Here is a 26408-nt window from a genome sequence, read left to right as displayed (position 1 = left end):
GCTTGCCTGTTTGTTTTCCTCAGCCGTCAGAACCGGACATCGACCAGTGCCCGGTTTTTTTGCGCCTGCGTGCAGGAGGCCTGAGCCATGGCTGAAGCGCTGACATTGCCACCAGTGCCGGCGCCGCCGAAAGGCGAGCGCCTGAAAAACAAGGTCGTGCTGTTGACCGGGGCCGCTCAGGGCATCGGCGAAGCCATCGTCGCCGCCTTCGCCTCGCAGCAATCCAGATTACTCATCAGCGACATCCAGGCCGACAAGGTCGAGCAGGTCGCCGCTCACTGGCGCGATCAGGGCCATGACGTGCAGGCGCTCAAGGTCGACGTATCGAATCAGCAGGATCTGCATGCCCTGGCCCGACGCGCGGTGGAATTGCATGGCCGCATCGATGTGTTGGTCAACTGTGCCGGGGTCAATGTATTCCGCGATCCTTTGCAGATGACCGAAGAAGACTGGCGCCGCTGCTTCGCCATCGATCTGGACGGCGCCTGGTATGGCTGCAAAGCGGTGCTGCCGCAGATGATCGAGCAGGGCGTCGGCAGCATTATCAACATCGCCTCGACCCATTCCAGCCACATCATTCCCGGCTGCTTTCCGTACCCGGTGGCCAAGCATGGCTTGCTCGGCCTGACTCGTGCGCTCGGCATCGAATACGCGGCCAAGGGCATTCGCGTCAACGCCATCGCGCCGGGCTACATCGAAACGCAACTGAACGTCGATTACTGGAATGGCTTTGCCGATCCGCATGCCGAGAGGCAGCGCGCCTTAGACCTGCATCCGCCCAAGCGCATCGGCCAGCCGATCGAAGTGGCAATGACGGCGGTATTTCTGGCCAGCGATGAGGCACCGTTTATCAACGCTTCGTGCATCACCATCGATGGTGGCCGCTCGGTGATGTACCACGACTGAACAAAACGGATCTCCAGCGCTGAACTACGCTTGAAATCCAATCATCATACGATATGACTATTTTCAACCAGCTTCACTGAGAACACGCTTCAACGCTTTTCAAACCTTGCTCAAAAAAAATAACAAGGAGTCATCTGATGAAACGTCGTTTCGGGATTCGTACCCTGTGCAGCACTGCCCTGGCGGTCACTGCGTTCAGCCTGAGCAGTGCGCTGCTCGCCGCCGACGCGGTGAAGATCGGTTTTCTGGTCAAGCAGGCCGAAGAACCGTGGTTCCAGACCGAATGGGCTTTTGCCGAAAAAGCCGCCAAGGACAAAGGCTTTGAACTGATCAAGATTGCCGTACCGGATGGCGAGAAGACCCTTTCGGCCATCGATAGTCTGGCCGCCAACGGCGCCAAGGGCTTCGTGATCTGCCCGCCGGATGTGTCCCTCGGCCCGGCCATCATGGCCAAAGCCAAGATCAACGACTTGAAAGTGATTGCCGTCGACGACCGTTTTGTCGATGCCAACGGCAAGTTCATGGAAGACGTGCCGTACCTGGGCATGGCCGCGTTTGAAGTCGGCCAGAAGCAGGGCGCCGCCATGGCCGCCGAAGCGAAGAAGCGTAACTGGGACTGGAAAGACACCTACGCGGTGGTCAACACCTACAACGAACTCGACACTGGCAAGAAGCGCACCGACGGTTCGGTCGAAGCCCTGAAGAAGGCCGGCATGCCTGAGGACCACATCCTCTTCGCCGCGCTGAAAACCCTCGACGTACCCGGCAGCATGGACGCCACCAACTCGGCGCTGGTGAAACTGCCGAGCGCGGCGAAGAACCTGATCATCGGCGGCATGAACGACAACACCGTGCTCGGCGGCGTGCGCGCCACCGAAGCGGCCGGGTTTGCCGCGAGCAACGTGATCGGCATCGGCATCAACGGCACCGACGCCATCGGCGAATTGAAAAAGCCTAACAGCGGCTTCTTCGGTTCGATGCTGCCAAGCCCGCACATCGAAGGCTACAAGACCGCCGAGATGATGTACGAGTGGATCACCGCCGGCAAAGAGCCGCCGAAGTACACCGCCATGGATGACGTCACCCTGATCACCCGCGAAAACTTCAAGCAAGAGCTGGAAAAAATCGGCTTGTGGAACTGAGGCAGCGACGGCCCGGGCAGCCGGGCCGTTTTTCGGTGTGAAGAGGTGGCTTTATGCACGCGCAAGTACAGACACAAGAACAACATGGCGCCAGCGGCAGCCTGCGCTTCAACGGGATCGGCAAGACCTTTCCCGGCGTGAAAGCGCTCGACGGCATCAGCTTCGTCGCCCACCCCGGCCAGGTTCATGCCTTGATGGGCGAGAACGGCGCGGGCAAATCGACCCTGCTGAAAATCCTCGGTGGCGCCTACATTCCGAGCAGCGGCGAGCTGCAGATCGGCGAGCAGGCGATGGCGTTCAAGTCAACCGCTGACAGCATCGGCAGCGGCGTCGCGGTGATTCACCAGGAACTGCATCTGGTCCCGGAAATGACCGTGGCCGAGAACCTGTTTCTCGGGCATCTGCCGGCGAGTTTCGGCCTGATCAATCGCAGTGAGCTGCGCCAGAAAGCCTTGAATTGCCTGAAAGGCCTGGCCGACGAAATCGATCCGCAAACCAAGGTCGGACGCTTGTCGCTGGGTCAGCGGCAGTTGGTGGAAATTGCCAAAGCGCTGTCGCGCGGCGCCCACGTTATCGCTTTCGACGAACCGACCAGCAGCCTTTCGGCGCGCGAGATCGATCGCTTGATGGCGATCATCGGTCGTCTGCGCGACGAAGGCAAAGTGGTGCTCTACGTGTCCCATCGCATGGAAGAAGTCTTCCGTATCTGCGACGCCGTCACTGTGTTCAAGGACGGCCGCTACGTGCGTACCTTCGAGGACATGAGCCAGTTGACCCACGATCAACTGGTGACCTGCATGGTCGGCCGCGACATTCAGGACATTTACGATTACCGCCATCGCCCGCGTGGCGCCGTGGCGTTGAAAGTCGATGGTTTGCTCGGCCCGGGCCTGCGCGAGCCGATCAGTTTCGAAGCGCACAAAGGCGAAATCCTTGGCCTGTTCGGACTGGTCGGGGCAGGGCGCACCGAGCTGTTTCGCCTGCTCAGCGGACTGGAGCGCAACACCGCCGGCCGTCTCGAATTGCGCGGTCATGAGCTGAAGCTGCGCTCGCCCCGTGACGCGATTGCCGCCGGCATTCTGCTCTGCCCGGAAGATCGCAAGAAAGAAGGCATCATCCCCCTGGCCAGCGTCGCCGAGAACATCAACATCAGTGCCCGGGGCGCGCATTCCGGGCTCGGCTGCCTGATCCGCGGCCTGTGGGAAAAGGGCAACGCCGACAAACAGATCAAGGCCCTGAAAGTGAAAACCCCGCACGCCGGCCAGCAGATCAAGTTCCTTTCCGGCGGCAATCAGCAAAAGGCCATTCTCGGTCGCTGGCTGTCGATGCCGATGAAAGTCCTGCTGCTCGACGAACCGACCCGTGGCATCGACATCGGCGCCAAGGCCGAGATCTACCAGATCATTCATAACCTCGCCGCCGACGGTATTTCGGTGATCGTGGTGTCCAGCGATCTGATGGAAGTGATGGGCATTTCCGACCGCATCCTGGTGCTGTGCGAAGGCGCCCTGCGCGGCGAAGTCAGCCGCGACCAGGCCAATGAATCCAACCTGCTGCAACTGGCTTTGCCACGCCACCGCGCTGACGGCGTGGCGAACTGAGAGGTGACTATGATGACTACGCAAAATGAAACCCTGCCGACCGAGCGCAAACCGCTGGACCTGCGGCGCTTCCTCGATGACTGGGTCATGCTGCTGGCGGCGATCGGCATCTTCGTCGCCTGCACACTGCTGATCGACAACTTCCTCTCGCCGCTGAACATGCGCGGTCTGGGTCTGGCGATTTCCACTACCGGTATCGCCGCGTGCACCATGCTTTATTGCCTGGCATCCGGGCACTTCGACTTGTCGGTGGGCTCAGTGATCGCCTGTGCCGGCGTGGTCGCGGCGGTGGTGATGCGTGACACCAACAGCGTGTTTCTCGGGGTCAGCGCAGCACTGGTGATGGGCCTGATCGTTGGTCTGATCAACGGCATCGTGATTGCCAAGTTGCGCGTCAATGCGTTGATCACGACGCTGGCGACCATGCAGATCGTTCGCGGTCTGGCCTATATCTTTGCCAACGGCAAAGCGGTCGGTGTTTCGCAGGAATCGTTCTTCGTCTTCGGTAACGGCCAGCTGTTCGGTGTGCCGGTGCCGATCCTGATCACCATTGTCTGCTTCCTGTTTTTCGGCTGGCTGCTGAACTACACCACGTACGGGCGCAACACCATGGCCATCGGTGGCAACCAGGAAGCGGCACTGCTGGCGGGCGTCAACGTTGACCGGACCAAGATCATCATCTTCGCCGTGCATGGTTTGATCGGTGCGCTGGCGGGTGTGATTCTGGCCTCGCGGATGACTTCCGGGCAGCCGATGATTGGTCAGGGTTTTGAACTGACGGTGATCTCGGCTTGCGTGCTGGGCGGGGTTTCGCTGAGTGGCGGCATCGGCATGATTCGCCATGTGATTGCCGGGGTGTTGATTCTCGCGATCATCGAAAACGCGATGAACCTGAAGAACATCGACACGTTTTATCAGTATGTGATTCGTGGTTCGATTCTGTTGCTGGCCGTGGTCATTGACCGCTTGAAACAACGGTAACGTCAAAAGCTACCCCTCACCCCAGCCCTCTCCCGAAGGGAGAGGGGGCCGACCGAGGTGTCTTGCGTTCTGCATCGACGTGAAATACCGAGTTGACTACGGATTCGACAATTACTCGGCAACAGGTCGATTTCGGATTCGGCGCAACACTTTCAGGTCGGCGTATCTCCTGAGCATCCCCCAATCAGTTCCCTCTCCCTCCGGGAGAGGGCTAGGGTGAGGGGCTCTTGATTTTGCTCTCTCCACCGGTCACCTCCCTCAAATTTTTGTTGCCCGCCACGCCCCGTTTCGGTTATCAATTTGTACATGATTAGACAGGTACGATTCGACAAGAAACAAAGGGTGGTCGACGAGCTCGTCCGACGCATCGAGAGCGGCCTCATGGAGGACGGCTTTCTGTTGCCCGGCGAACATCAGTTGGCTCAGGAATTCCAGGTCAGCCGTGGCACCTTGCGCGAGGCGCTGGCCGAACTGAAGCGGCGTAATTACATCGCCACGCAGAGCGGAGTCGGTTCCATCGTCACTTTCGACGGTGTCGCACTGGATCAGCGCAGCGGCTGGGCGCAGGCGTTGGCCGACAGCGGGGCGCTGATCAATACCGAAGTGTTGCGCCTCGAAGCGGTGACTCGCCCGGATCTGCTGGTGCGTTTCGGCACCGATCAATTCATCACCCTCGACCGTCGCCGGCGCGCCACCGACGGTACGCTGGTGTCTCTCGAACGATCCTTGATGCCGGCCAACGGCGGCCTGGAAAGCCTGCCTCGCGTCGGTTTGATCGACAATTCCCTGACCATCACCCTGGCCGCCTACGGCTACATCGGCGAGCGCGGCGATCAGTGGATCGGCGCCGAGCCGCTGAATGCCGAAGACGCCGAGCTGCTCGGCCGTCCGGTCGGCACGGTGTTTCTCAAAGCCCTGCGCACCACCTACGACCGGCAGAACCGTTTCATGGAGCAGGTGGAAAGCCTGCTCGACCCGGTGCACTTTCGTCTGCACCTGCAATTCGGAGAATCGAAATGACCGCGCTCAACCGTGCGCTTGGCGCTTTCTATGGTCTGGCCCTGGGTGACGCGCTGGGCATGCCGACGCAATCGCTCGATCGCGAAACGATCAAGGCGCGCTTCGGCCAGATCACTGATCTGCAAGACGCCGGCCCACTGCAACCGATCGCCGCGAACATGCCCAAAGGCTCGATCACCGATGACACCGAGCAGGCGATCCTGGTCGGCGAGTTATTGGTCGAAGGTCACGGCCGTATCGAGCCGGCGGTTCTCGCCCAGCGCTTGATCGAATGGGAAGCCGAGATGCAGGCCAAAGGCTCGCAGGACTTGCTCGGCCCCTCGACCAAACGCGCCATTGAGATGATCCTCGCCGGGCATTCCCCGGAAGAAGCCGGGCGTTATGGCACCACCAACGGCGCGGCGATGCGCATCACCCCGGTGGGCATTGCCGCGAACGTGGCCGATCCGCAGCGCTTCATTTCGGCGGTCGTGCAGGCTTGCCAAGTGACGCATAACACCACGCTGGGGATTTCCAGTGCGGCGGCGGTGGCGGCGGTGGTCTCCGCTGGCATCAATGACGTCGATCTCGGCGAGGCGCTGAACCTCGGCCAGCAGATCGCGCAGCAAGCCGAAGCGCACGGGCATTGGGTGGCTGGCGGGCGCATGGCCTCGCGCATCAGTTGGGCGCGCAGTATCAGTGTCGACAGCGACAAAGCATTGCTTGCCGATCTGCTCTATGACGTGATCGGTACATCGGTGGCGTCGCAGGAGTCGGTGGTGGTTTCATTCGCACTGGCCCAGCAAGTGGCCATCGGCGAGATGACGGCATTCGAAGCGCTGTGCATGGCGGCCAGCCTGGGCGGCGACACGGATACCATCGCGGCGATTCTCGGCGCCATGCTCGGGGCTTGCCTGGGGCTTGAGTGCTGGCCGCAGCCGATGATCGAAACGGTGAAAGCTGTTAATCAGCTGGAGCTTGAGCCTTTGGTGCAGGGGCTGTTGGCCTTGCGTTGACTGGCTGGCCTCTTCGCGAGCAGGCTCGCTCCCACAATTGGAATGCATTTCCTTGTGGGAGCGAGCCTGCTCGCGAAAGGGGCCGCGCATTTCTAATGAATTCACACAGCAATGGATCGCACAGACAGGCCTCGGAAGGCCGGTTGTCTTGTCGTTTTGCATCATTGCCACAACCACAAAAAAGGCAAACAGGAGCATCTTCATGAGTTCATCAACCGCCGGGCAAAGCGTCGGGCAATTGGAAACCCGGGGCATCGAGCCGGTGCCGGAAGCGGAGTGCAACGGTCATCCGCTGCAACTGTTCTGGGTCTGGTTTGCGGCGAATATTTCCATCCTCGGCCTGCCGCTGGGCGCCACGCTGGTGGCGTTTCGCGGGCTGGCGATCTGGCAGGCGATCATCGTCGCGATTCTTGGTGCCGCCGGTTCGTTTGCCGTGGTCGGGATCATTTCGATTGCCGGGCGTCGTGGCCGCGCGCCGAGCCTGACGCTGTCGCGGGCAATCTTCGGCGTACGCGGCAACATCGGCCCGACGCTGGTTTCGCTGATGTCTCGTCTGGGTTGGGAAACCGTCAACACCACCACCGCCGCGTTCGTGCTGCTGTCGCTGTGTTCGATCCTGTTCGGCTCGCCGGTCGAGGCGAAAAGTGCGCCGATACTGACGCTGATCTTTATCGCCATCTTCGTCCTGCTGACCTTGTCGGTGTCCGGCCTCGGCCACGCGACCCTGCTGGTGATCCAGAAGTGGGCGACGTACGTGTTCGGCGCGCTGAACATTCTCGTCGGTGGTTTTCTCTGCGCGACGATCGACTGGAGCGCGGTATTCAACGCCACGCCAGCACCGCTGAGCGCAATGATCATCGGCATCGGCACCATGGCCGCCGGCACTGGTATCGGTTGGGCCAACGCTGGCGCTGACATGTCGCGCTATCAGCATCGCAGCGTCAAGGCTGTGCGCCTGGTGGCGTCGGCGGCGTTCGGCGCGGGCATTCCGCTGGTGCTGCTGATCACTCTCGGCGGCTTGTTGTCGGTCGGCAACAATGATCTGGCGTCGGCGACTGACCCAATCGTGGCGATCCGCGACATGCTGCCGACGTGGATGGCTGTGCCGTACCTGATCACCGCGTTCGGCGGTCTGCTGCTGTCGAACAACCTGTCGGTGTACTCCGCCGGCCTGACCACGCTGACCCTGGGCCTGAAGGTCAAGCGGGTCTACGCGGTGGTGGTGGATATCGTCGCGATCTTCGCCGGCTCGATCTACTTCATGCTGATCGCCGACAGTTTCTACGGCCCGTTCATCACCTTCATTTCCCTGCTGGCAGTGCCGATCACTGCCTGGGTCGGGATCTTCGTGGTCGACCTGATTCACCGTCACTACTACAGCCCCAAAGACCTGCTCGACGTCAGCCCGAGCAGCGCCTATTGGTATCGCGGCGGCATCGAGTGGCGCGCGTTTGGCGCCTGGGCGATCGCCATCGTCCTTGGTTTCAGTTTCACCACCATCGGCACCACGGCGGAGAACGTCTGGTTCAAGGGCTTTTTGTCTGACTCCTGGCTGGGCCACAACGGCCTCGGCTGGATCGTGACCTTCGTCGTCGCCGGTGGCATTTACCTGGTCCTTGGCGGCGCGAAAGATCGCCGCGCCGCGCAACCCGAGAATGCTCATGCCTAAGATGTTGCACACCGGCCAGGTCATCATCGACCTGGTCATGGCCGTGGATAAACTGCCGCAGATTGGCGGCGACGTGCTGGCGCAGTCGGCAGGGTTCGAAGCCGGCGGCGGCTTCAACGTGATGGCCGCTGCGGTGCGCAACGGCCTGCCGGTGGTTTACCTCGGTCGCCATGGCACGGGGCGTTTCGGTGACCTGGCGCGCCAAGCGATGCAGGCGGAAGGTATCTGCATCGGCATCCGCGAACCGGCCGAGCGCGATACCGGTCTGTGCGTGGCGCTGACCGATGCCTCGGCTGAACGCAGTTTCATTTCCTACATCGGCGCTGAAGGCGAGGTGACCGAGGAGGACCTGAACAGTGTGGCTGCCGAGCCCGACGATTACGTTTATCTCAGCGGTTACAGTCTGCTGCACGAGGGCAAGGCGCAGGCGTTGCTCGACTGGACGCTGGCGCTGCCGGCGTCGGTCAATGTGGTGTTCGACCCGGGGCCGTTGGTGGAGTCACCTGACGCGCCGATGATGCAGACGTTGCTGCCGCGCATTGATGTGTGGACCAGCAACAGTGTCGAGGCGCTGCGGTTTACCGGAGCTGATGAGATTGGTATCGCGATGGATCGCCTCGCGGAACTGCTGCCGGAAAGTGTGCTGATGGTGGTGCGCGACGGGCCGCAGGGTTGCTGGATTCAGCAGCGTGGCGCGCGTCGACAGGTGCCGGGGTTTGCTGTCAAAGCAGTGGACAGCAATGGCGCTGGTGATGCACATGCCGGGGTATTTATTGCCGGATTGGCGCAGGGGCTGGATGCACTGGAAGCGGCACGGCGGGCCAATGCGGCAGCGGCACTGGCGGTGACTCGCTGGGGACCGGCTACATCGCCGGGTACGGCGGAGGTGGATGCGTTTATCCGCGAGTCCTGCCGCGACTGACATGAGGCCTTCGCGAGCAGGCTCGCTCCCACAGGTACGATGCAGTGCCCAATGTGGGAGCGAGCCTGCTCGCGAAGAGGCCGTGGGGGGATGGCGCAAAACTTAGCCCGCCTTGCGCAACGCCTCAATCAACTCCTGCTTGCGCATCGACGAGCGCCCCGGAATGTTCTTCGCCCGGGCCTCTTTCATCAGGCTATCGACAGTCTGCGTATCCTTCGAAGTCTCGCTGTTGCGTGAATGACCCTTGCGGCTGGCCACCGCGCGGCGCGATGACTCTTTGCGATCTTCCGACTTGGCACTGGCGGGCTTCTTGCGCCCCGAGCCACCGGAATTCTCGCCGCCACCGGATTGTTTGTTCACCGTCGCCCAGGCGCGCGCCTCAGCTTCATCTTTCGACACGCCCTTTTTCTCGTAGCTGTCTTCGATGTGCTCGGCTTTGCGCTTCTGTTCGCTGGTGTATTTGTCTTTGCTTCCACGAGGCATGGGATTTCTCCTCAAATTGCGGATCCGGCCGCTCGCCGCTTCGACGGCGAGCGGCTTGGCACTACTGCAGATCCAGTTTGCGCGCCGCTTCGACGCCGGCAGAACTGAGCTTGATCGGCAGGTTCAGCGAGTGTTCACCCGCTTCGCTCAAGGTCACGTGACCATGATGAATCAGCCCGCGATCCTGCAGGGCGGCGAGGGCGCTGGCCACGACTTTCTCGCCCCGGTAATTGTCCAGCACCTCCTTGCCCAAGCCGTTGGGATGCGCGTGCAGCAGGCGGGTGAGGACTTCTTTTTCCAGGTCTTTGTCGACGTTCATGGTTACCTCTTCATGGGAGTGAATAGGGCGCTCGCGTCGGCGAACTACTGACCGGCACCTTCGGAACCGGAGCCACCAGTGGTGGTCTTCGAGCCGACACCGGGGCCGGCATTGTCAGGCGCAGTGGCAGGAGAATCAGGCGTGTTCATGCCACCCTGACGCCCCGGATCGCTGCCTTGAGTGCGCGGATCGGTGCCGGTGGCGGGTGGCTGATTGATCAGCGGCACGCCGGAGCCATCGGTGTTCATTCCGGGGGCACTGTTGATGGCGGGCGCGCGTGGCGGGGTCGGATCGGTAGGGCCGGTGCCCGCTGCCGTGGACGAGGCGGCGAACACCGCAGGGCAAAGCAGGGCGCTGAAGACTAACGCGGTCAACCTTGACGGGATCATAGGGCTTCTCCAGTGATTGGAATCCTTACACTGGATTGGTCAGCCCTGATGACGGATTGGTGCCTGATGATCGACGAACGGTCTATGCCGGGCGCGCGTGTCTGCTGTTCAGACGATACCGATCGCTAGTGTTTCCGGCGGCGCAAAACAGTTAACGGTCATAAGCATCCTTTCAGAATTTGCGATATCAACTGTGGGAGCGAGCCTGCTCGCGAAAGCGTCATATCAGTCAGACGTTGATTCAACTGACAGAATGCTTTCGCGAGCAGGCTCGCTCCCACAAGGGCAACAGTGTTCAGCAAATTGGACAGATCAGTATGTTTGCCATGTGACGAGCGCCGCTGCGCGCCTTAGTATGGCGCTTTAATTTGCATACAAGGCCCGTCCATGACGATCGAAATCCGCCCGGCGACCCCCAGCGATGCGCCGCAAATCCTCACCTTCATCACCGAACTGGCAGATTTCGAGAAGGCCCGTCACGAAGTCATCGCCAGCGTCGCTGACATCGAACGCAGCCTGTTCGGCGAAGGCGCCACCGCCCACGGCCTGATCTGCCTGCGCGACGGCTTGCCGATTGGCTTCGCGGTGTTCTTCTTCAGTTATTCAACGTGGCTGGGCAGCAATTGCCTGTACCTCGAAGACCTCTACATCACCCCCGAACAACGTGGCGGCGGCGCCGGCAAAACCCTGCTGCGCCACCTGGCGAAAATCGCCTGCGCCAACGACTGCGGCCGCTTCGAATGGAGCGTGCTGGAATGGAACACCCCGGCCATCGAATTCTATAAATCGCTCGGTGCGCAACCGCAGGAGGAATGGGTGCGGTATCGCATGGATGGCAAGGTGTTGCGCGAATTTGCCGAGGGCTGAGCACAATGATGGCAATCTACTGCTGATTCAGTTGTCGCCACCGCTCTAGTCCGGCATTCTGTGCGCCATTTTTGCGCGCTCACGGACGACACCTGCAATGCATCTGGCAAAATTTCTCCGCGCCTGTGGAACCCTCGCTGCGTCAATGAGTGACCAGCTATGAGCGGACTGCAGGCGTCCATGCGTCTGTATGGTCTGGTGAAAACTACCGGCTCTTCTGACGACCCGAATCGACAGGCTGTGGAAATTCTCTGCATGGCCCAGCGCACTGGCGGCGTGGCTATACGGGCTTTCGTGTCGCGGCTTGATGCCGAGTTGATGACGCGCAGTGCCGACCTTGGCGACTACCGCGTGGTAGCGCTGAGAACCTTTGATCCCACAGCGATTATCGACGCCCATCAAGGCTGGCTGATGCTGCACGTCTGTTGCGGCTTCGTCGCTCTCGCCGGCCATTCTCTGTTGAAAAACGGTGCGTTGATCCCGATGGGCTGGCACGTCTACTCCGAAGTGGGGCGCTGGACCTCCAGGCATCATCTGGACCTTGGCGTGGAAATGGGCGACTTGCTGCAATCGACTTTCGAGCGCAATCACCTGCGCAACTACAACGCCTGGCTCAACGAACTTGATGATGCAACGCCTGCCGAGTTGAGTTGGCAAGCCAACGAAGCCTGGCGTGCCATACAAACCGCGACATCACCTGAAAGCGGTGAGCATTGTCATGCTTTGTTCGACCCGGTCGACAATCGCTGGCGCTTTGCCGCGACCGACATCGACATCTATCAGCCATCCCCGGCACCCCTTAAGCAAGGAGCTTTGAATTGAGTGGTAAACCCGCAGCACGCGTCACCGACCCAACCGCCTGCCCACTGCCAGGTCACGGCACCAACCCGATTGTCTCCGGCTCGCCGGACGTATTCTTCGACGGCCTCGCTGCTGCACGCATGACCGATAAATCAGCGTGTGGCAGCCCTATCACCGGAGCGGTCTCCGGCACTGTTTTCATTAACGGCCTGAATGCCGCGATGCTCGATAGCACTGGTGGGCATGGCAATGTCGTGACCGGTGGCTCGGGCACGGTGATCATCGGCCAAAATGGGGGAGGGGCAGCATTTAGTGGGCTGTTGCCGATGCCGGTGCATTTCACTGACAGGTTGCAAGTAGTCAATCAGGACACCGGAGAGCCGGTCTCTTATCACCCTTACATCATTCAGCGGGGTGACGGCAGTGAAGAGTCTGGCGTGACGGATGCGGCGGGATTTACCCATACCGTCAGTTCGCACCTGGCTGAGACGATTAAATTATTTGTGGAGTAATTAGAGATGGCAAATGGAAGTGCTACAGCAGAGGCTCCACCACCGCCAATGGCGAAAAGGGATCCGGTGAGTCATACACTTACTTGCAAGACAGATCAATCGGTCAAGCAAGTAACAGTAAGCGTCCGCGATGCAATGGTTTTTCTTGTTGGTGGAGCTGGCGATCAGGAACGGTATTACGTTGATGGTCCCAATCACAATGTCGACTATGTGCGAGACATGGTCGACGCGGACATCGAAGCGCTGGAAATACAGAAATCTTGTACGACGTTGCCTCTTGGTTATAACTCATTTATGAGTGAGGAGGATTTGGAGCGTAACGTTATTCGAAAAATTCCAAGTTGCAATACTGCGATTTATATCATTGGCCACAGTTTGGGCGGCTGGAACGGTGCTCATTTGTCTGCGATTTTAACCGAGCGCGGTTTCAAAATAAAAATTTTGGTGACCCTGGATCCCGTAGGACACGGCAAAATCGTATATGGTATTTCGAAAATATATCGTCAGGTTCCCAAGCCTAAAGCGCAGTATTGGGTAAATATCAGGGCAGCTGCGGTCGATTGGAACCTGTCAGATCTGGTTGCAGACTTCGGTGAGCAATGGGAGATCTCCGAAGGACCGAACGTCATGGGGCGGCTCGATATCAATCACGCAGATGCCAACTCTATGTATGCTCACGCCTTGCCCGGTGGAAAGTCAGCGCGACAGATTGTAGCGGAGTCAATATTCAAATGGATTAAGGGGTAACTACCTGTGAAGGTTTTAATCTTGACAATATGTATGTCGGTACTCTCGGCTTGTTCTTTGAATCATGGTCGGCCCATTGCTAACCTCAAATACGAAAAGACAGAGCGGCTTCGTACTACCGGAATTTATCAAATTTATTTCAAGTCCGACGTGGAACTTCTCGGCCTGTTCAAGTCGTCTATAGGGCGTGGGCTGGTCTGCTCGTTGACGAATGACCTTGATTTCTCTCAGGCACACCGAATTAAACAGTCCGGCTTCGGGTTTATCGAGAGGGTTTCGCCGGACTCGTTAATCTATAGAGCAGATGTCATTTTTGACGAGTCGGTAGACGATGAGGGGGGACAAAGGCGCCTGAAAGGGGAAACACTGGATCCCTTTTTAAAAGCCAGAGATTCCTTTTCCTGTGTTTATAGAGTCCACTCCACTACATACAAGACGTATTTTTCCAAGATTATGCGGGTACCTAGCGCGGATTTGCTGACAACTGGACCTGCAAAATAAAAAGTATCCCGTCCGGCCTTGCCTCTTTCGAGGGCCGCTCTCCCTGAGTATTTCCCGACCGCAGCGGCATGGCGAACCTTGCATTTTTGTCCGTGCAAGCCTGACTCGGCCCTTCGATCGCCATCGTTGCAGCCCAAGAGGGGGCGCTTTGAGTGAGGTGATACCGTTACTGTTGATCTTCCCATAATGTGGGATTGATATTTATATATTGAGATTTCCCGTCCCTCGGGTTTATAGTCCATCGCACTCACTGCCAAAAACAAAACAGGTGAAGCGATGCAGGCGCAATTGATCGCGCTCGATTGGGGGACGACCTCATTACGTGCTTACAAACTCGCGGCGGACGGTGTGGTGCTGGAGCAGCGTGCGCTGTCGTCCGGGATCATGCAGTTGCCCAAGACCCCGCGAATCATCCACGGCCGTGAATGCGCCGATGGTTTTGAACTGGCCTTCGACGAAGCCTGTGGTGACTGGCTCAATGCGCAGCCGGATCTGCCGGTAATCGCTTGCGGCATGGTCGGCAGTGCACAGGGCTGGCGCGAAGCGGCTTACTGCGAGACGCCGGCCGACGTCGCCCATCTCGGAAATTCCCTACAAACCGTTGTCAGCTTGCGCGGTACGCCGGTGCATATCGTCCCGGGCGTGATCCAGCGTTCGCGTCTGCCGAATGTAATGCGTGGCGAAGAAACCCAAGTCCTCGGCGTACTGCAGAGTCTGCCGGCCGAGGCGGGTAGCGATCTGCTGATCGGCCTGCCCGGCAGCCACTCGAAATGGGTGGAAGTGGTCGATGGCCGCATCACCCATTTCGATACGTTCATGACCGGCGAAGTGTTTGCCGTGCTCAGCGAGCACAGCATTCTTGGCCGTACCCAGAAGCCGAGCGCGACCTTCGATGCGCAGGCATTCGATCGCGGCGTACAGATCGCGCTGTCGACAGATGCCGCGCTCGGTGTGCTCTCGACCTTGTTCAGCGCCCGCACCCTCGGCCTGACCGGTGAACTGAGCCCGACTGCTCAGGCGGACTATCTGTCCGGCCTGATGATCGGCCATGAGCTGGCCGCGCTCGCCAATGTGCAGCGGCGCCGGCGCAATCAAGCGAATCTTCCAGCGATCGTGCTCATCGGCAATGCGCAATTGTGCACGCGATATCGCCGTGCCCTCGACGCCTGCGGCTTTGCTCAGGTGACGCTGGCCGAGCAGGCCACCGAGCGTGGCCTGTGGCAACTGGCGCGCGCCGCCGGACTGATCGATTCCTCATCCCGTTAACCCTGACTGGAGGCCTGACATGCTCAAGCAAGCACTGGCACAAAACGGTCTGATCGCGATTCTGCGTGGCCTGCAACCGCAGGAAGCGGCGGCTGTCGGAGAAGTCCTGTATTCCGCCGGATTTCGCGTCATCGAAGTACCGCTCAATTCCCCATCGCCGTACGAAAGTATCCGCATCCTGCGTGATGCGCTGCCCGCCGATTGCCTGATCGGTGCCGGCACCGTGCTCAGCCCTGAGCAGGTCGAGCAGGTCAAAGCGGCTGGCGGCCAAGTGATCGTCATGCCGCACAGCGATGCCAAGGTGTTGCGCGCGGCGAAAGCGGCGGGGCTGTACCTGTCGCCGGGCGTGGCTACGCCGACCGAAGCCTTCGCCGCACTGGCTGAGGGCGCGGACATTCTCAAGCTGTTTCCGGCCGAGCAAATGAGCCCGGCGGTCGTCAAGGCCTGGCTCGCGGTGTTGCCAGCCGGCACGGTGCTGGCGCCGGTCGGCGGCATTACGCCGGACAACATGCAGGCCTTTATCGACGCCGGTGTGAAAGGTTTCGGTCTCGGTTCCGGCCTGTTCAAACCGGGCATGACGCCCGAGCAGGTGGCGGTCAATGCCAAGGCCTACGTGGCTGCCTGGAAAGCCCTGCGTTAAGACTTTTCGGCGCTGTGCGCGCTGCATCTAATAAAAGCTGCATTTACAAAAGAGAGCAGAGATGAAAATCACCAAACTCACGACCTTCATCGTCCCGCCGCGCTGGTGCTTCCTCAAGGTCGAAACCGACGAGGGCGTGACCGGTTGGGGCGAGCCTGTTGTCGAAGGGCGCGCCCATACCGTAGCGGCTGCGGTGGAAGAATTGTCCGACTACCTGATCGGCAAAGACCCGCGCAATATCGAAGACATCTGGACCGTGCTCTATCGCGGCGGCTTCTACCGTGGCGGTGCGATCCACATGAGCGCGCTGGCCGGTATCGATCAGGCGCTGTGGGACATCAAGGGCAAGGCCCTTGGTGTGTCGGTCAGCGATCTGCTCGGTGGCCAGGTGCGCGACAAGATTCGTGTCTATTCGTGGATCGGCGGCGACCGTCCGGCCGACACCGCGCGTGCGGCGAAAGAAGCAGTGAGCCGTGGTTTCACGGCGGTGAAAATGAACGGCACCGAAGAACTGCAGTTCCTCGACACTTTCGAGAAAGTCGACCTCGCCTTGGCCAACGTTGCCGCCGTGCGTGATGCGGTCGGGCCGAACGTCGGTATCGGCGTCGACTTCCACGGCCGCGTGCACAAGCCGATGGCCAAGGTGCTGATGAAGGAACTCGACCCGTACAAACTGATGTTCATCGAAGAACCGGTGCTCAGCGAAAACTACGAAGCATTGAAAGAACTGGCGCCGCTGACCAGCACGCCGATTGCCCTCGGCGAGCGGCTGTTCTCGCGCTGGGACTTTAAACGGGTGTTGAGCGAAGGCTACGTCGACATTATCCAGCCGGATGCCTCCCACGCCGGCGGCATCACCGAAACCCGCAAGATCGCCAACATGGCCGAAGCCTACGACGTCGCGCTGGCGCTGCATTGCCCGCTGGGACCAATCGCCCTGGCGGCGTGTTTGCAACTCGACGCGGCTTGTTACAACGCGTTTATCCAGGAGCAGAGCCTGGGCATCCATTACAACGAGAGCAACGACTTGCTCGACTATGTGAAGGATCCGCGTGTGTTCGACTACGACCAAGGCTTCGTGAAGATTCCGAACGGCCCGGGGCTGGGCATCGAGATCAACGAGGAATACGTGATCGAGCGTGCCGCCGTCGGCCACCGCTGGCGCAACCCGATCTGGCGTCATGCCGATGGCAGCTTTGCCGAGTGGTGAGTCTCTGACTCGCTAGCATCAGATCGTTCCCACGCTCTGCGTGGGAATGCCTCAATGGACGCTCTGCGTCCGCTGCTGGGACGCGGAGCGTCCCGGGCTGCATTCCCACGCCGAGCGTGGGAACGATCAGTTCTCCGAGGGAGAGGAGATCTGCGTCATGACCTCAACAAACATAAAAAGAGGCATCTCTCATGCAAACGCACACCCTCTCCGGGCAGGCGTCTTTAGTCACGCCTAGCCGCAAGCGGTTTTTCATCATGGTGTTGCTGTTCATCACCGTGGTCATCAACTACCTCGACCGCAGCAACCTGTCGATTGCCGCGCCGGCGCTGACCAGTGAGCTGGGCATCGATCCGGTTCATGTCGGTCTGATCTTCTCCGCGTTCGGCTGGACTTACGCCGCGATGCAGATCCCCGGCGGCTGGCTGGTCGATCGGGTGCCGCCGCGCATCCTTTACAGCGTCGCGCTGCTGCTGTGGTCGGTGGCCACAGTGATGCTCGGATTCGTCAGCAGCTTCATCGCGCTGTTCGTGCTGCGCATGGCCGTCGGTGCGCTGGAAGCACCCGCCTATCCGATCAACAGCCGCGTGGTCACCACCTGGTTTCCTGAGCGCGAGCGCGCCACGGCGATCGGTTTCTACACCTCCGGACAGTTTGTCGGTCTGGCTTTCCTGACCCCGGTGCTGGCGTGGCTGCAACATGCATTCGGCTGGCACATGGTGTTCGTCGCCACCGGCGCGGTGGGCATTCTCTGGGCGCTGATCTGGTACGCGGTGTATCGCGAGCCGCGCGATTTCAAAGGCACCAATCAGGCGGAAATCGACCTGATCCGCGAAGGCGGCGGGCTGGTCGATATCCAGGCCGAGGCGGCCAAGGTCAAAGCCAGATTCAGTTGGACCGATCTGGGCATCGTCCTCAGCAAGCGCAAGTTGTGGGGCATCTACCTCGGCCAGTTCTGCCTGAACTCGACGCTGTGGTTCTTCCTCACCTGGTTTCCGACCTATCTGGTGAAATATCGCGGCATGGACTTCATCAAGTCCGGTCTGCTCGCATCGCTGCCATTTCTTGCCGCGTTCGTCGGCGTGTTGTGCTCGGGATTCTTTTCCGACTTCCTGATCCGGCGCGGCTACACCGTGGGCTTCGCGCGCAAGTTGCCAATCATTGGCGGGCTGCTGATTTCGACTTCGATCATCGGCGCCAACTTTGTCGAGTCGACGCCGCTGGTGATTGCCTTCCTCGCCCTGGCATTTTTCGGCAACGGTCTGGCGTCGATCACCTGGTCGCTGGTGTCAACGCTGGCACCGGCGCGGTTGCTCGGCCTGACCGGTGGCGTGTTCAACTTCATCGGCAACCTGTCGGCGATTGCTACGCCGATTGTGATCGGCTTCCTCGCCAGCGGCGATTCGTTCGCGCCGGCGATCACCTACATCGCCGTGCTCGCACTGGTCGGTGCCTTGTCCTACGTGCTGCTGGTGGGCAAGGTCGAGCGTATCGAGTTGTAGTGCTCAGTCTCGGGCGACCATAATGCCGCCCGTTCCTTCGCTCAACGGTAAAAGGCTGGATATGCAGGAAGACGCCCCGGAAAAAACCAAGGACGCCGCGCCCACCGGCACCCAGACGCTGCTGCGCGGCCTCGGTGTGGTGCAGGCGGTGGCCAGTGGCGCGCGTGATCTCAAGGAGATTGCCCGGCTGATCGGCACCACGCGCAGCACCACCCATCGTCTGGCCAGTTGCCTGGTCGACGAGCGTTATCTGCGCGTGGTGCCGCAGATCGGTTATCTGCTCGGGCCGAAACTGATCGAACTGGGCTTTCAGGCCCGTGAAGAGTTGCCGATGGTGACCCTGGCCGGGCCGTATCTGGACGAGCTTTCGGCACTGACTGGCGATACAGTGCACCTCGGAATCCGCGAAGGCGACGAAGTGCTGTACCTGCTGAAGAATCCAGGACGCAACGGCCCGGAAATGCGCTCGCGGGTCGGCCATCGCATGCCGCTGGTGCGCACCGGGATCGGCAAGGCCTTGATGCTCGATGATTCGCCGCAGGATTGGCGGCGGCTGTACGACATCAGCCTGCCGGCAGGTGGGAAAAGTCAGTTCTGGCCGCAGCATCCGCAGCAGTCGTGGGAACAGCTTGAGCAGCGCATGGGCGAATACGTTGCCGGTGGCTATGCGTTCGATCTGGAAGACAACGAACCGTCGATCCGCTGTGTGGCGGCGCCGATTCGTGATGCGAGCAAGGGCATCGTCGCGGCGATCAGTATCGCCAGCACCGTGCCGTACATGCCGCTGGAAAAAATGGCCGAGTTGATCCCCCTGCTGAAAGGGGTCACAACCCGGCTGTCGGCGGAGCTGGGCTTGAAGGTGTAAGCCGTGAAGGTTTAGGCCTTCAGCGTGGCCATGTCGATGACGAAGCGGTACTTGACGTCACCGGCAATCATCCGCGCGTAGGCTTCGTTGATCTGGCGGATGTCGAGCATTTCGATGTCGCAGGTGATGTTGTGCTCGGCGCAGAAATCCAGCACTTCCTGGGTTTCGGCGATACCACCGATCAAGGAGCCGGCCAATACGCGGCGGCTCATCACCAGTTTGCCGGCGTGAACGGGCGGGTTCACCGGCTCGATCAGGCCGACCAGAATGTGCACGCCGTCGAAACGCAGGGTGTCGAGGTACGGGTTCAAATCGTGCTGCACCGGAATGGTGTCGAGCAGGAAGTCGAAGTAGCCGGCCGCGGCCTTCATCTGCTCGGCATCGGTGGAGACGATGACGTGATCGGCGCCCTGACGGCGACCTTCTTCAGCCTTGCTCGCCGAGCGGGTGAACAGCGTGACTTCCGCGCCCATCGCCTTGGCGAACTTGATGCCCATGTGGCCGAGGCCGCCCATGCCGAGAATCCCGACCTTGTCACCGGCCTTGACGCCGTAGTGCTTGAGCGGCGAGTAGGTGGTGATGCCGGCGCAGAGAATCGGTGCGGCGCTGGCCAGAGCCAGTTTCTCGGGGATGCGCACAACGAAGTGTTCGCTGACCACGATGCTGTCGGAGTAACCGCCCATGGTGTTGCTGCCATCGACCCGGTCCGGGGTGGCGTAGGTCATGGTCGGGCCTTCGAGGCAATATTGCTCGAGGTTCGCCTGGCAGGCTTCGCAGCTGCGGCAGGAATCGACCATGCAGCCGACGCCAACCAGATCGCCTACCTTGTGACGGGTGACATTCGCACCGACCGCGGTGACTTTTCCGACAATCTCATGGCCGGGCATCAGCGGATAAACGGCGATGCCCCATTCATTGCGTGCCTGGTGAATGTCGGAATGGCAGACGCCGCAGTAGAGAATTTCGATCGCCACGTCGTCGGCGCGCGGGCTGCGGCGTTCGAATTTCATCGGGGCGAGGGGAGTGGTGGCCGATTGGGCGGCATAGCCGATGGCGGTGTACATGGGTGACCTCGCAAAAACAGTGACAAGTGAGGCGGTGAATTCTGGGCGCCAGAGGCGGGTGCGGCCATGACGATTTCTCCGGGTCTCATGCCTAATCCTCCGGCATGCGGGTTTCGGCGATCGCATTGGCCAGCGGATCTGCGATGATGTTTTCATCCCCTTTTCCGTGAATTTTACGAAGACCTATTCGATGCAGTTGACCCGTCATCTTGATGCCAATGCCCGGCTGGTTTCGCTGATCGAGCCACTGGCGCTGCGCGATGGCTACAGCCAGACCGGCCTGCCCGGTGTGCAGATTTTGCGCGCCAGTTGCGACGTCGCCCGTGGTCCGCATATCTACGAGCCGAGCCTGATGATCATCGCCCAGGGCAGCAAACTGGCGTTCCTCGGCCCACGGACCATGGAATATGGCGCCGGGCATTACCTGATCCAGGCGCTGCCGGTGCCGTTCGAATGCGAAACCTTTGCCTTGCCCGATGCGCCATTGCTCGGTGTGTCGGTGGCGATCGATCGCGTCCTGCTCGGCGAACTGGTGCTGGCCATGGGGCTGGCGCCGGGTCGGCATATTCCGGCGCAGACGCCGGAGTCGATGACCTCGGTGGTACTCGACGATGGCATGCGCGGTTGTGTCGAACGGCTGCTTAGCTGTCTGCACGATCCGCTGGAATGCCAGATTCTCGGCCCGGCGCGGGTTCGCGAATTATTGTTCGTCGCGCTGCGCGGGCCGCAAGCGGATGTGTTGCGGGCGTTGGTCGAGCAACAAGGGCAATTCGCCCGGGTGGCGGCGTCGATCAGCCATCTGCATGCGCATTACACCGAGCCGCTCAATGTCGAGACACTGGCCCGTTGCGCGAACATGAGCGTGTCGACCTTTCATGAGCATTTCAAACGCAGCACGCTGTTGTCGCCGGTCCAGTATCTGAAGCGTTTACGTTTGTTGAAGGCGCAGACGCTGCTGGTGGCGGAGGGGCTGGGCGTGGCGCAGGTGGCGCATCGAGTGGGATATCAGAGCACGTCGCAGTTCAGTCGCGAATACAAGCGTTACTTCGAACGCAGTCCGGGGGATGAGCGCGCTGCCTGATCCACCGATAATCTCCTGTGGGAGCGAGCAGGCTCGCTCCCACAGTTGTTTTGTGGTGGCAGAAGAATTTTGGGCAACAAAAAGGCCCCCATGTCGGGAGCCTTGTTGTTCAGTGTTTCGACTTACATGTTCGGGTAAGTCGGGCCGCCGGCACCTTCCGGCGCGACCCAGGTGATGTTCTGCGCAGGGTCCTTGATGTCACAGGTCTTGCAGTGCACGCAGTTCTGGGCGTTGATCTGGAAGCGCTTCTCGCCGTCTTCCTTGGTGATCACTTCGTATACGCCGGCCGGGCAGTAGCGCTGCGCCGGTTCGTCGTACAGCGGCAGGTTTTTGCTGATCGGGATGCTCGGATCGGTCAGCTTCAAGTGGCACGGCTGCTCTTCTTCGTGGTTGGTACCGGAGATGAACACCGAGCTGAGTTTGTCGAAACTCAGTTTGCCGTCAGGTTTCGGGTAATCGATCTTCTTGCAGTCGGCCGCGAGCTTGAGGCAGGCGTAATCCGGCTTGGTGTCGCGCAGGGTGAACGGCAGTTTGCCGCCGAAGATGTTCTGGTCCAGCCAGTTGAAACCACCGCCGATGATCGCGCCGTACTTGTGAATCGCCGGGCCGAAGTTACGGCTGGCGAACAGTTCTTCGTGCAGCCAGCTGTTCTTGAATGCGTCGACGTAAGTGGTCAGTTCGACGGTGCAATCCTGCTCGGCGAACAGCGCATCGGCCACCGATTCCGCCGCGAGCATGCCGGACTTCATCGCGGTGTGGCTGCCTTTGATCTTGGCGAAGTTCAGGGTGCCGAGGTCGCAACCGATCAGCGCGCCGCCCTTGAAGACCATTTTCGGCAGCGAGTTCAGGCCGCCCTTGGCGATGGCGCGGGCGCCATAGCTGACGCGCTTGCCGCCTTCCAGATATTGCTTGAGCACCGGGTGATGCTTGAGGCGCTGGAATTCGTCAAACGGCGACAGGTACGTGTTGCTGTAGGACAGGTCGACGATCAGACCGACCACCACCTGATTGTTTTCCAGGTGATAGAGGAACGAGCCGCCGGTGTTCTCGGTGCCCATGATGTCCAGCGGCCAGCCGGCGGTGTGCACCACCAGGCCTGGCTGATGCTTGGCCGGGTCGATTTCCCAGATTTCTTTCAGGCCGATGCCGTAGTGCTGAACGTCGGCATCGCTGTCGAGGTTGTAGCGTTTGATCAGTTGCTTGCCGATGTGGCCACGGCAGCCTTCGGCGAACAGCGTGTATTTGCCACGCAGTTCCATGCCCGGGGTGTACAGGCCTTCTTTCGGATGGCCTTCACGGTCGACGCCCAGATCACCGGTGATGATCCCGCGCACCACACCGTTTTCATCGATCAGCGCTTCCTGAGCGGCGAAGCCCGGGTAGATTTCCACACCGAGGTTCTCGGCCTGCTGAGCCAGCCAGCGGCACAGGTTGCCCAGGGAAATGATGTAGTTGCCTTCGTTGTGCATGGTCTTGGGCACAAAGAAGTCAGGAATCTTCTGCGCGCTGTCAGCGTTTTTCAGCACGAAAATGTCATCGCGTGTGACGGGCGTGTTCAGCGGCGCGCCGAGCTCTTTCCAGTCCGGGAACAGTTCGTTCAGGGCGCGGGGTTCGAACACCGCTCCGGAGAGGATGTGTGCGCCGACTTCGGAGCCTTTTTCGACCACGCAGACGCTGATTTCCTTACCGGCGTCAGCGGCCTTCTGCTTCAAGCGGCAGGCGGCGGACAGACCAGCGGGGCCGGCACCGACGATGACGACGTCGAATTCCATGTATTCGCGTTCCACAGGCTATCTCCTACTCAAGGCTCAACAGTTTTTTTTCTAATATGGAGGTTTGATCTCGCATCCGTATTGCCTTTACGTTAACGTCAAAGGGAATATTGGCGAATCCACCTTTCTCTCTAGGCGGCGCATTATATCTACACCACTCCGAGCGTCCAATACAAACGTTTGTTTGAATCGCCTCCAGCCCTGATAAATCAAAGAAGCGCGGCTTATGACAGGGCATTTTGGCGTATTGACCAGAATGGGCGTTCCGGTCAAGATACGGGCGGTTTTGCGCTCGCCGTAGGCAGACTGGCGGTTTCAAGAGCACCTCTAAAGACAGGGCACAGGCAGTAGACGGTGATGCGCAGCGCAAGTCCGGCGCGCAGTTTACACAGCGTGAGAATGAATGACCCGACAGTCACCCCTGACGAACGGTCACCTCCCTTCGCGAAGTGAATCACCTCACATTCAAGCCGGCGTTTTTAGAGGTGCCCTTGTCGCCCGATGAGCATCATCCGCCAGGTTCGCCTAGGCGACTTTCTTTTCACCGGAGAGTAACGAGGAATCCATGAAGGTTCTTGTAGCTGTCAAACGCGTTGTGGATTACAACGTCAAGGTCCGCGTCAAGGCGGACAATTCCGGCGTCGACCTCGCCAACGTCAAGATGTCGATGAACCCATTCTGCGAAATCGCCGTGGAAGAAGCCGTACGCCTGAAAGAGAAGGGCGTTGCGACTGAAATCGTCGTCGTCTCCATCGGCCCGACCACCGCTCAGGAGCAACTGCGTACCGCACTGGCTCTGGGTGCCGATCGCGCCATCCTCGTCGAATCCGCTGAAGACCTGACCTCGCTGGCCGTGGCCAAGCTGCTTAAGGCCGTCGTCGACAAGGAACAGCCGCAGCTGGTGATCCTCGGCAAACAGGCGATCGACAGCGACAACAACCAGACCGGCCAGATGCTCGCGGCATTGAGCGGCTACGGTCAGGGCACCTTCGCGTCGAAAGTCGAAGTCTCCGGCGACAGCATTGCCGTGACCCGCGAAATCGACGGCGGCGCGCAGACCGTTTCGCTGAAACTGCCAGCCATCGTCACCACCGACCTGCGTTTGAACGAGCCGCGCTACGCGTCCTTGCCAAACATCATGAAAGCCAAGAAGAAGCCTCTCGAAGTGCTGACTCCGGACGCTTTGGGCGTTTCCACCGCCTCCACCAACAAGACCTTGAAAGTCGAAGCGCCGGCTGCACGCAGCGCGGGCATCAAGGTCAAGTCGGTGGCTGAACTGGTTGAAAAACTCAAGAACGAAGCGAAGGTAATCTAAATGACTATCTTGGTTATTGCTGAACACGACAACAAAGTGCTGGCCCCGGCCACACTGAACACCGTGGCTGCGGCTGCCAAAATCGGCGGCGACATCCACGTTCTGGTAGCAGGTCAGGGCGCAGGCCCGGTGGCCGAAGCCGCGGCGAAAATCGCTGGCGTGAGCAAAGTCCTCAACGCTGACAATGCCGCCTACGCGCATCAGTTGCCGGAAAACGTTGCTCCTCTGGTTGCAGAGTTGGGCAAGAATTACAGCCACATTCTGGCTGCCGCCACTTCCAACGGCAAAAACATCCTGCCGCGCGTTGCTGCTGCGCTGGACGTTGACCAGATCTCCGAGATCATCTCGGTCGAAAGCGCTGACACTTTCAAGCGTCCGATCTACGCCGGTAACGCCATCGCTACCGTGCAATCGACCGCCGCGATCAAAGTGATCACCGTGCGTGCCACCGGTTTCGATCCGGTTGCTGCTGAAGGTGGTTCGGCTGCCGTTGAAGCCGTGGGTGCTGCCCACGACGCCGGTACCTCGAGCTTCGTCAGCGAAGAGCTGGCCAAGTCCGACCGTCCTGAGCTGACCGCTGCCAAGATCGTCGTTTCCGGCGGTCGCGGCATGCAGAACGGTGACAACTTCAAACACCTGTACGCCCTGGCCGACAAGCTGGGCGCTGCCGTCGGTGCTTCGCGCGCCGCGGTCGACGCAGGTTTCGTACCCAACGACATGCAGGTCGGTCAGACCGGCAAGATCGTTGCGCCACAGCTGTACATCGCCGTCGGTATCTCCGGCGCGATCCAGCATCTGGCCGGCATGAAAGACTCCAAAGTGATCGTTGCGATCAACAAGGACGAAGAAGCGCCGATCTTCCAGGTGGCCGATTACGGTCTCGTGGCGGATCTGTTCGAAGCAGTACCTGAGCTGGAGAAGCTGGTCTAATCCGGCGGCTTCACTTATAAAGAGCCCGGCCTGTTGGTCGGGCTTTTTTTTGTCTCGAATTTCAAGCGGGAGCGTTTTGCCATGGATCTGCGCTGCGGATGGTTGTTGGGATGGTTGCTGTTGCCGGGTTTGGCCATGGCCGCGGGCAAGTGCGAGCGCCTGGTCGTCACCGGCAGCCCTGACGCGCCGCCCTACTTGTGGCAGGACCCGCAAAACCCCAAGCGCTTGATCGGCGCCAGTGCCGATCTGTTGCAGCAAGTGGCCAAGGATCTGGGCATCAAAGTCGACCTGCTCTACGCCGGCAAACGCTCGCAGGCCCTCGATGAAGTGCGCAGCGGGCGCATGGACATGCTGGCCGACGCGCCGCTGACCGTTAATGAGCTGGAAACCCTTGACTACATCCATCCGCCACTGCTGGAAAACGACTATCTGGTGTGGACGCGCAAAGGCTCGACGCTGACCTATGCCGAGGCCAGCGACCTGAAAGGCCATGCCGGCGCGGTGTCGGAAAAGTCGCGGATGACCCAGGCATTCGGCACTTTCGCCGAGCAGAATCTGACCCTGACCCGCACAGCCAACCTTACCGAGGCACTACAGAAGTTGCTGTTGGGCGAGGTGGAATATGTCCTCGCCGGACGTTACTCAGGCCTTGCCGCCGCGCAGACATTGGGCATGACCAGCGATCTGTTGGCGTTCGAACAACCCATCGACCGGCCGGGTCTGTTCCTCGCGGTTTCGCATAACTCGGCCTGCAACGATCCGTGGTTGCGCGGACAGCTCGCCAAAAAGATGACAGAATTGCCCGCGTCCGGACTGACGGAAGCCGCGCTGCAACGCAACATCGAGCGCTGGAAGGCGCAACAGCAACAGCCGCCACTACCTGTCAGTGCCCCAAAACAGTAGGGATT

26 protein-coding genes are annotated in these 26408 nt (G+C 60.2%); 21 read left to right on the top strand and 5 right to left on the bottom strand.

What is annotated here, in order from left to right; all coding sequences use genetic code 11:
• The first annotated feature begins 87 nt into the window (after positions 1 to 87).
• From D8U61_RS22085 to D8U61_RS22050, 8 genes are all read left to right on the top strand, one after another.
• Positions 88 to 906, top strand: coding sequence for an SDR family oxidoreductase (locus D8U61_RS22085; RefSeq protein WP_110601695.1), 819 nt, complete (start codon positions 88 to 90; stop codon positions 904 to 906).
• A gap of 137 nt (positions 907 to 1043) precedes the next feature.
• On the top strand, positions 1044 to 2048 hold the full coding sequence (locus tag D8U61_RS22080) for a substrate-binding domain-containing protein (RefSeq protein ID WP_130902384.1): 1005 nt from the start codon (positions 1044 to 1046) through the stop codon (positions 2046 to 2048).
• 53 nt (positions 2049 to 2101) lie between these two features.
• The gene (araG, locus tag D8U61_RS22075; protein ID WP_016770972.1) at positions 2102 to 3649 is read left to right on the top strand and encodes an L-arabinose ABC transporter ATP-binding protein AraG; all 1548 of its coding nucleotides are present in this window, start codon (positions 2102 to 2104) and stop codon (positions 3647 to 3649) included.
• 12 nt (positions 3650 to 3661) lie between these two features.
• The gene (gene araH / locus D8U61_RS22070) at positions 3662 to 4630 is read left to right on the top strand and encodes an L-arabinose ABC transporter permease AraH (RefSeq protein WP_038861078.1); all 969 of its coding nucleotides are present in this window, start codon (positions 3662 to 3664) and stop codon (positions 4628 to 4630) included.
• 306 nt (positions 4631 to 4936) lie between these two features.
• Positions 4937 to 5650 carry a GntR family transcriptional regulator gene (locus tag D8U61_RS22065; protein WP_016770970.1) on the top strand — a complete coding sequence of 238 codons (714 nt, stop codon included), beginning with the start codon at positions 4937 to 4939 and terminating at the stop codon, positions 5648 to 5650.
• The gene (locus tag D8U61_RS22060; RefSeq protein ID WP_130888457.1) at positions 5647 to 6645 is read left to right on the top strand and encodes an ADP-ribosylglycohydrolase family protein; all 999 of its coding nucleotides are present in this window, start codon (positions 5647 to 5649) and stop codon (positions 6643 to 6645) included. Before D8U61_RS22065 ends, D8U61_RS22060 begins: the two co-directional genes overlap by 4 nt.
• Before the next feature lie 202 nt (positions 6646 to 6847).
• Complete coding sequence (locus D8U61_RS22055; RefSeq protein ID WP_024013910.1) at positions 6848 to 8314, top strand: cytosine permease; 1467 nt, start codon at positions 6848 to 6850, stop codon at positions 8312 to 8314.
• A complete protein-coding gene (locus D8U61_RS22050) occupies positions 8307 to 9236 on the top strand; it encodes a PfkB family carbohydrate kinase (RefSeq protein WP_130927668.1) in 930 nt (309 codons plus the stop codon). Before D8U61_RS22055 ends, D8U61_RS22050 begins: the two co-directional genes overlap by 8 nt.
• A 102-nt stretch (positions 9237 to 9338) precedes the next feature.
• Here the strand turns inward: D8U61_RS22050 and D8U61_RS22045 are convergent, their stop codons facing one another.
• The 3 genes from D8U61_RS22045 to D8U61_RS22035 form a co-directional block, all read right to left on the bottom strand.
• Complete coding sequence (locus D8U61_RS22045; RefSeq protein WP_016770968.1) at positions 9339 to 9719, bottom strand: Rho termination factor N-terminal domain-containing protein; 381 nt, start codon at positions 9717 to 9719, stop codon at positions 9339 to 9341.
• A 61-nt stretch (positions 9720 to 9780) separates the two neighbouring features.
• A complete protein-coding gene (locus D8U61_RS22040; RefSeq protein ID WP_024013907.1) occupies positions 9781 to 10038 on the bottom strand; it encodes a hypothetical protein in 258 nt (85 codons plus the stop codon).
• A gap of 44 nt (positions 10039 to 10082) precedes the next feature.
• On the bottom strand, positions 10083 to 10427 hold the full coding sequence (locus D8U61_RS22035; protein WP_071173201.1) for a hypothetical protein: 345 nt from the start codon (positions 10425 to 10427) through the stop codon (positions 10083 to 10085).
• A 387-nt stretch (positions 10428 to 10814) separates the two neighbouring features.
• On the opposite strand from D8U61_RS22035, the gene D8U61_RS22030 reads away from it, so the two are divergent.
• The 9 genes from D8U61_RS22030 to D8U61_RS21985 all read left to right on the top strand — a co-directional run bounded on the left by D8U61_RS22030 (position 10815) and on the right by D8U61_RS21985 (position 19338).
• Positions 10815 to 11294, top strand: coding sequence for a GNAT family N-acetyltransferase (locus D8U61_RS22030; protein ID WP_016770628.1), 480 nt, complete (start codon positions 10815 to 10817; stop codon positions 11292 to 11294).
• A gap of 159 nt (positions 11295 to 11453) precedes the next feature.
• A complete protein-coding gene (locus tag D8U61_RS22025; RefSeq protein ID WP_130902170.1) occupies positions 11454 to 12116 on the top strand; it encodes a hypothetical protein in 663 nt (220 codons plus the stop codon).
• Positions 12113 to 12607, top strand: coding sequence for a PAAR domain-containing protein (locus D8U61_RS22020; RefSeq protein ID WP_130902169.1), 495 nt, complete (start codon positions 12113 to 12115; stop codon positions 12605 to 12607). The genes D8U61_RS22025 and D8U61_RS22020 overlap by 4 nt, the downstream gene beginning before the upstream one ends.
• 6 nt (positions 12608 to 12613) lie before the next feature.
• Positions 12614 to 13354 (top strand): alpha/beta hydrolase, encoded by a 741-nt coding sequence (locus tag D8U61_RS22015; protein ID WP_071173197.1) that lies wholly within the window; start codon positions 12614 to 12616, stop codon positions 13352 to 13354.
• A 777-nt stretch (positions 13355 to 14131) separates the two neighbouring features.
• The gene (locus tag D8U61_RS22005) at positions 14132 to 15121 is read left to right on the top strand and encodes a 2-dehydro-3-deoxygalactonokinase (protein WP_130927667.1); all 990 of its coding nucleotides are present in this window, start codon (positions 14132 to 14134) and stop codon (positions 15119 to 15121) included.
• A gap of 19 nt (positions 15122 to 15140) precedes the next feature.
• Positions 15141 to 15761, top strand: a complete 621-nt coding sequence (locus D8U61_RS22000) for a 2-dehydro-3-deoxy-6-phosphogalactonate aldolase (protein WP_073472308.1) — start codon at positions 15141 to 15143, stop codon at positions 15759 to 15761.
• Positions 15762 to 15822: 61 nt separating this feature from the next.
• Positions 15823 to 16971 carry a galactonate dehydratase gene (gene dgoD, locus D8U61_RS21995; RefSeq protein ID WP_016770960.1) on the top strand — a complete coding sequence of 383 codons (1149 nt, stop codon included), beginning with the start codon at positions 15823 to 15825 and terminating at the stop codon, positions 16969 to 16971.
• Between the two features lie 191 nt (positions 16972 to 17162).
• A complete protein-coding gene (locus D8U61_RS21990; RefSeq protein ID WP_130888462.1) occupies positions 17163 to 18473 on the top strand; it encodes an MFS transporter in 1311 nt (436 codons plus the stop codon).
• Between the two features lie 61 nt (positions 18474 to 18534).
• Entirely contained in the window at positions 18535 to 19338 is an 804-nt protein-coding gene (locus D8U61_RS21985) for an IclR family transcriptional regulator (RefSeq protein ID WP_130888510.1), read from the top strand.
• Positions 19339 to 19349: 11 nt separating this feature from the next.
• On the opposite strand, the gene D8U61_RS21980 is transcribed toward D8U61_RS21985, so the two are convergent.
• Entirely contained in the window at positions 19350 to 20402 is a 1053-nt protein-coding gene (locus D8U61_RS21980) for an alcohol dehydrogenase catalytic domain-containing protein (RefSeq protein WP_016770957.1), read from the bottom strand.
• 190 nt (positions 20403 to 20592) lie between these two features.
• On the opposite strand from D8U61_RS21980, the gene D8U61_RS21975 reads away from it, so the two are divergent.
• Positions 20593 to 21483 carry an AraC family transcriptional regulator gene (locus D8U61_RS21975; RefSeq protein ID WP_125926389.1) on the top strand — a complete coding sequence of 297 codons (891 nt, stop codon included), beginning with the start codon at positions 20593 to 20595 and terminating at the stop codon, positions 21481 to 21483.
• A gap of 122 nt (positions 21484 to 21605) precedes the next feature.
• Here the strand turns inward: D8U61_RS21975 and D8U61_RS21970 are convergent, their stop codons facing one another.
• Entirely contained in the window at positions 21606 to 23270 is a 1665-nt protein-coding gene (locus D8U61_RS21970) for an electron transfer flavoprotein-ubiquinone oxidoreductase (protein ID WP_024013896.1), read from the bottom strand.
• A gap of 550 nt (positions 23271 to 23820) precedes the next feature.
• Between D8U61_RS21970 and D8U61_RS21965 the strand changes: the two genes are divergently transcribed.
• From D8U61_RS21965 to D8U61_RS21955, 3 genes are all read left to right on the top strand, one after another.
• Positions 23821 to 24570 (top strand): electron transfer flavoprotein subunit beta/FixA family protein, encoded by a 750-nt coding sequence (locus tag D8U61_RS21965; protein ID WP_130902167.1) that lies wholly within the window; start codon positions 23821 to 23823, stop codon positions 24568 to 24570.
• Positions 24571 to 25500, top strand: coding sequence for an FAD-binding protein (locus D8U61_RS21960; RefSeq protein WP_056788298.1), 930 nt, complete (start codon positions 24571 to 24573; stop codon positions 25498 to 25500). It abuts the gene before it with no gap.
• Between the two features lie 81 nt (positions 25501 to 25581).
• Positions 25582 to 26403 (top strand): transporter substrate-binding domain-containing protein, encoded by an 822-nt coding sequence (locus D8U61_RS21955; RefSeq protein WP_130927666.1) that lies wholly within the window; start codon positions 25582 to 25584, stop codon positions 26401 to 26403.
• Positions 26404 to 26408 lie beyond the last annotated feature (5 nt).

The sequence above is a fragment of the Pseudomonas sp. Sample_14 genome, from assembly GCF_004307515.1.
GTDB lineage: Bacteria > Pseudomonadota > Gammaproteobacteria > Pseudomonadales > Pseudomonadaceae > Aquipseudomonas > Aquipseudomonas atacamensis.
The sequence above is the reverse complement of the archived record's forward strand: the minus strand, read 5'-3'. Positions and strand labels throughout refer to the sequence as shown.

Excerpts from the sequence above, each read along its gene's own strand:
- D8U61_RS22085 (WP_110601695.1), top strand. The coding sequence starts at position 88 with ATGGCTGAAGCGCTGACATTGCCACCAGTGCCGGCGCCGCCGAAAGGC.
- D8U61_RS22080 (WP_130902384.1), top strand. The coding sequence starts at position 1,044 with ATGAAACGTCGTTTCGGGATTCGTACCCTGTGCAGCACTGCCCTGGCG.
- araG (WP_016770972.1), top strand. The coding sequence starts at position 2,102 with ATGCACGCGCAAGTACAGACACAAGAACAACATGGCGCCAGCGGCAGC.
- araH (WP_038861078.1), top strand. The coding sequence starts at position 3,662 with ATGACTACGCAAAATGAAACCCTGCCGACCGAGCGCAAACCGCTGGAC.
- D8U61_RS22065 (WP_016770970.1), top strand. The coding sequence starts at position 4,937 with ATGATTAGACAGGTACGATTCGACAAGAAACAAAGGGTGGTCGACGAG.
- D8U61_RS22060 (WP_130888457.1), top strand. The coding sequence starts at position 5,647 with ATGACCGCGCTCAACCGTGCGCTTGGCGCTTTCTATGGTCTGGCCCTG.
- D8U61_RS22055 (WP_024013910.1), top strand. The coding sequence starts at position 6,848 with ATGAGTTCATCAACCGCCGGGCAAAGCGTCGGGCAATTGGAAACCCGG.
- D8U61_RS22050 (WP_130927668.1), top strand. The coding sequence starts at position 8,307 with ATGCCTAAGATGTTGCACACCGGCCAGGTCATCATCGACCTGGTCATG.
- D8U61_RS22045 (WP_016770968.1), bottom strand. The coding sequence starts at position 9,719 with ATGCCTCGTGGAAGCAAAGACAAATACACCAGCGAACAGAAGCGCAAA.
- D8U61_RS22040 (WP_024013907.1), bottom strand. The coding sequence starts at position 10,038 with ATGAACGTCGACAAAGACCTGGAAAAAGAAGTCCTCACCCGCCTGCTG.
- D8U61_RS22035 (WP_071173201.1), bottom strand. The coding sequence starts at position 10,427 with ATGATCCCGTCAAGGTTGACCGCGTTAGTCTTCAGCGCCCTGCTTTGC.
- D8U61_RS22030 (WP_016770628.1), top strand. The coding sequence starts at position 10,815 with ATGACGATCGAAATCCGCCCGGCGACCCCCAGCGATGCGCCGCAAATC.
- D8U61_RS22025 (WP_130902170.1), top strand. The coding sequence starts at position 11,454 with ATGAGCGGACTGCAGGCGTCCATGCGTCTGTATGGTCTGGTGAAAACT.
- D8U61_RS22015 (WP_071173197.1), top strand. The coding sequence starts at position 12,614 with ATGGCAAATGGAAGTGCTACAGCAGAGGCTCCACCACCGCCAATGGCG.
- D8U61_RS22005 (WP_130927667.1), top strand. The coding sequence starts at position 14,132 with ATGCAGGCGCAATTGATCGCGCTCGATTGGGGGACGACCTCATTACGT.
- D8U61_RS22000 (WP_073472308.1), top strand. The coding sequence starts at position 15,141 with ATGCTCAAGCAAGCACTGGCACAAAACGGTCTGATCGCGATTCTGCGT.
- dgoD (WP_016770960.1), top strand. The coding sequence starts at position 15,823 with ATGAAAATCACCAAACTCACGACCTTCATCGTCCCGCCGCGCTGGTGC.
- D8U61_RS21990 (WP_130888462.1), top strand. The coding sequence starts at position 17,163 with ATGCAAACGCACACCCTCTCCGGGCAGGCGTCTTTAGTCACGCCTAGC.
- D8U61_RS21985 (WP_130888510.1), top strand. The coding sequence starts at position 18,535 with ATGCAGGAAGACGCCCCGGAAAAAACCAAGGACGCCGCGCCCACCGGC.
- D8U61_RS21980 (WP_016770957.1), bottom strand. The coding sequence starts at position 20,402 with ATGTACACCGCCATCGGCTATGCCGCCCAATCGGCCACCACTCCCCTC.
- D8U61_RS21975 (WP_125926389.1), top strand. The coding sequence starts at position 20,593 with ATGCAGTTGACCCGTCATCTTGATGCCAATGCCCGGCTGGTTTCGCTG.
- D8U61_RS21965 (WP_130902167.1), top strand. The coding sequence starts at position 23,821 with ATGAAGGTTCTTGTAGCTGTCAAACGCGTTGTGGATTACAACGTCAAG.
- D8U61_RS21960 (WP_056788298.1), top strand. The coding sequence starts at position 24,571 with ATGACTATCTTGGTTATTGCTGAACACGACAACAAAGTGCTGGCCCCG.
- D8U61_RS21955 (WP_130927666.1), top strand. The coding sequence starts at position 25,582 with ATGGATCTGCGCTGCGGATGGTTGTTGGGATGGTTGCTGTTGCCGGGT.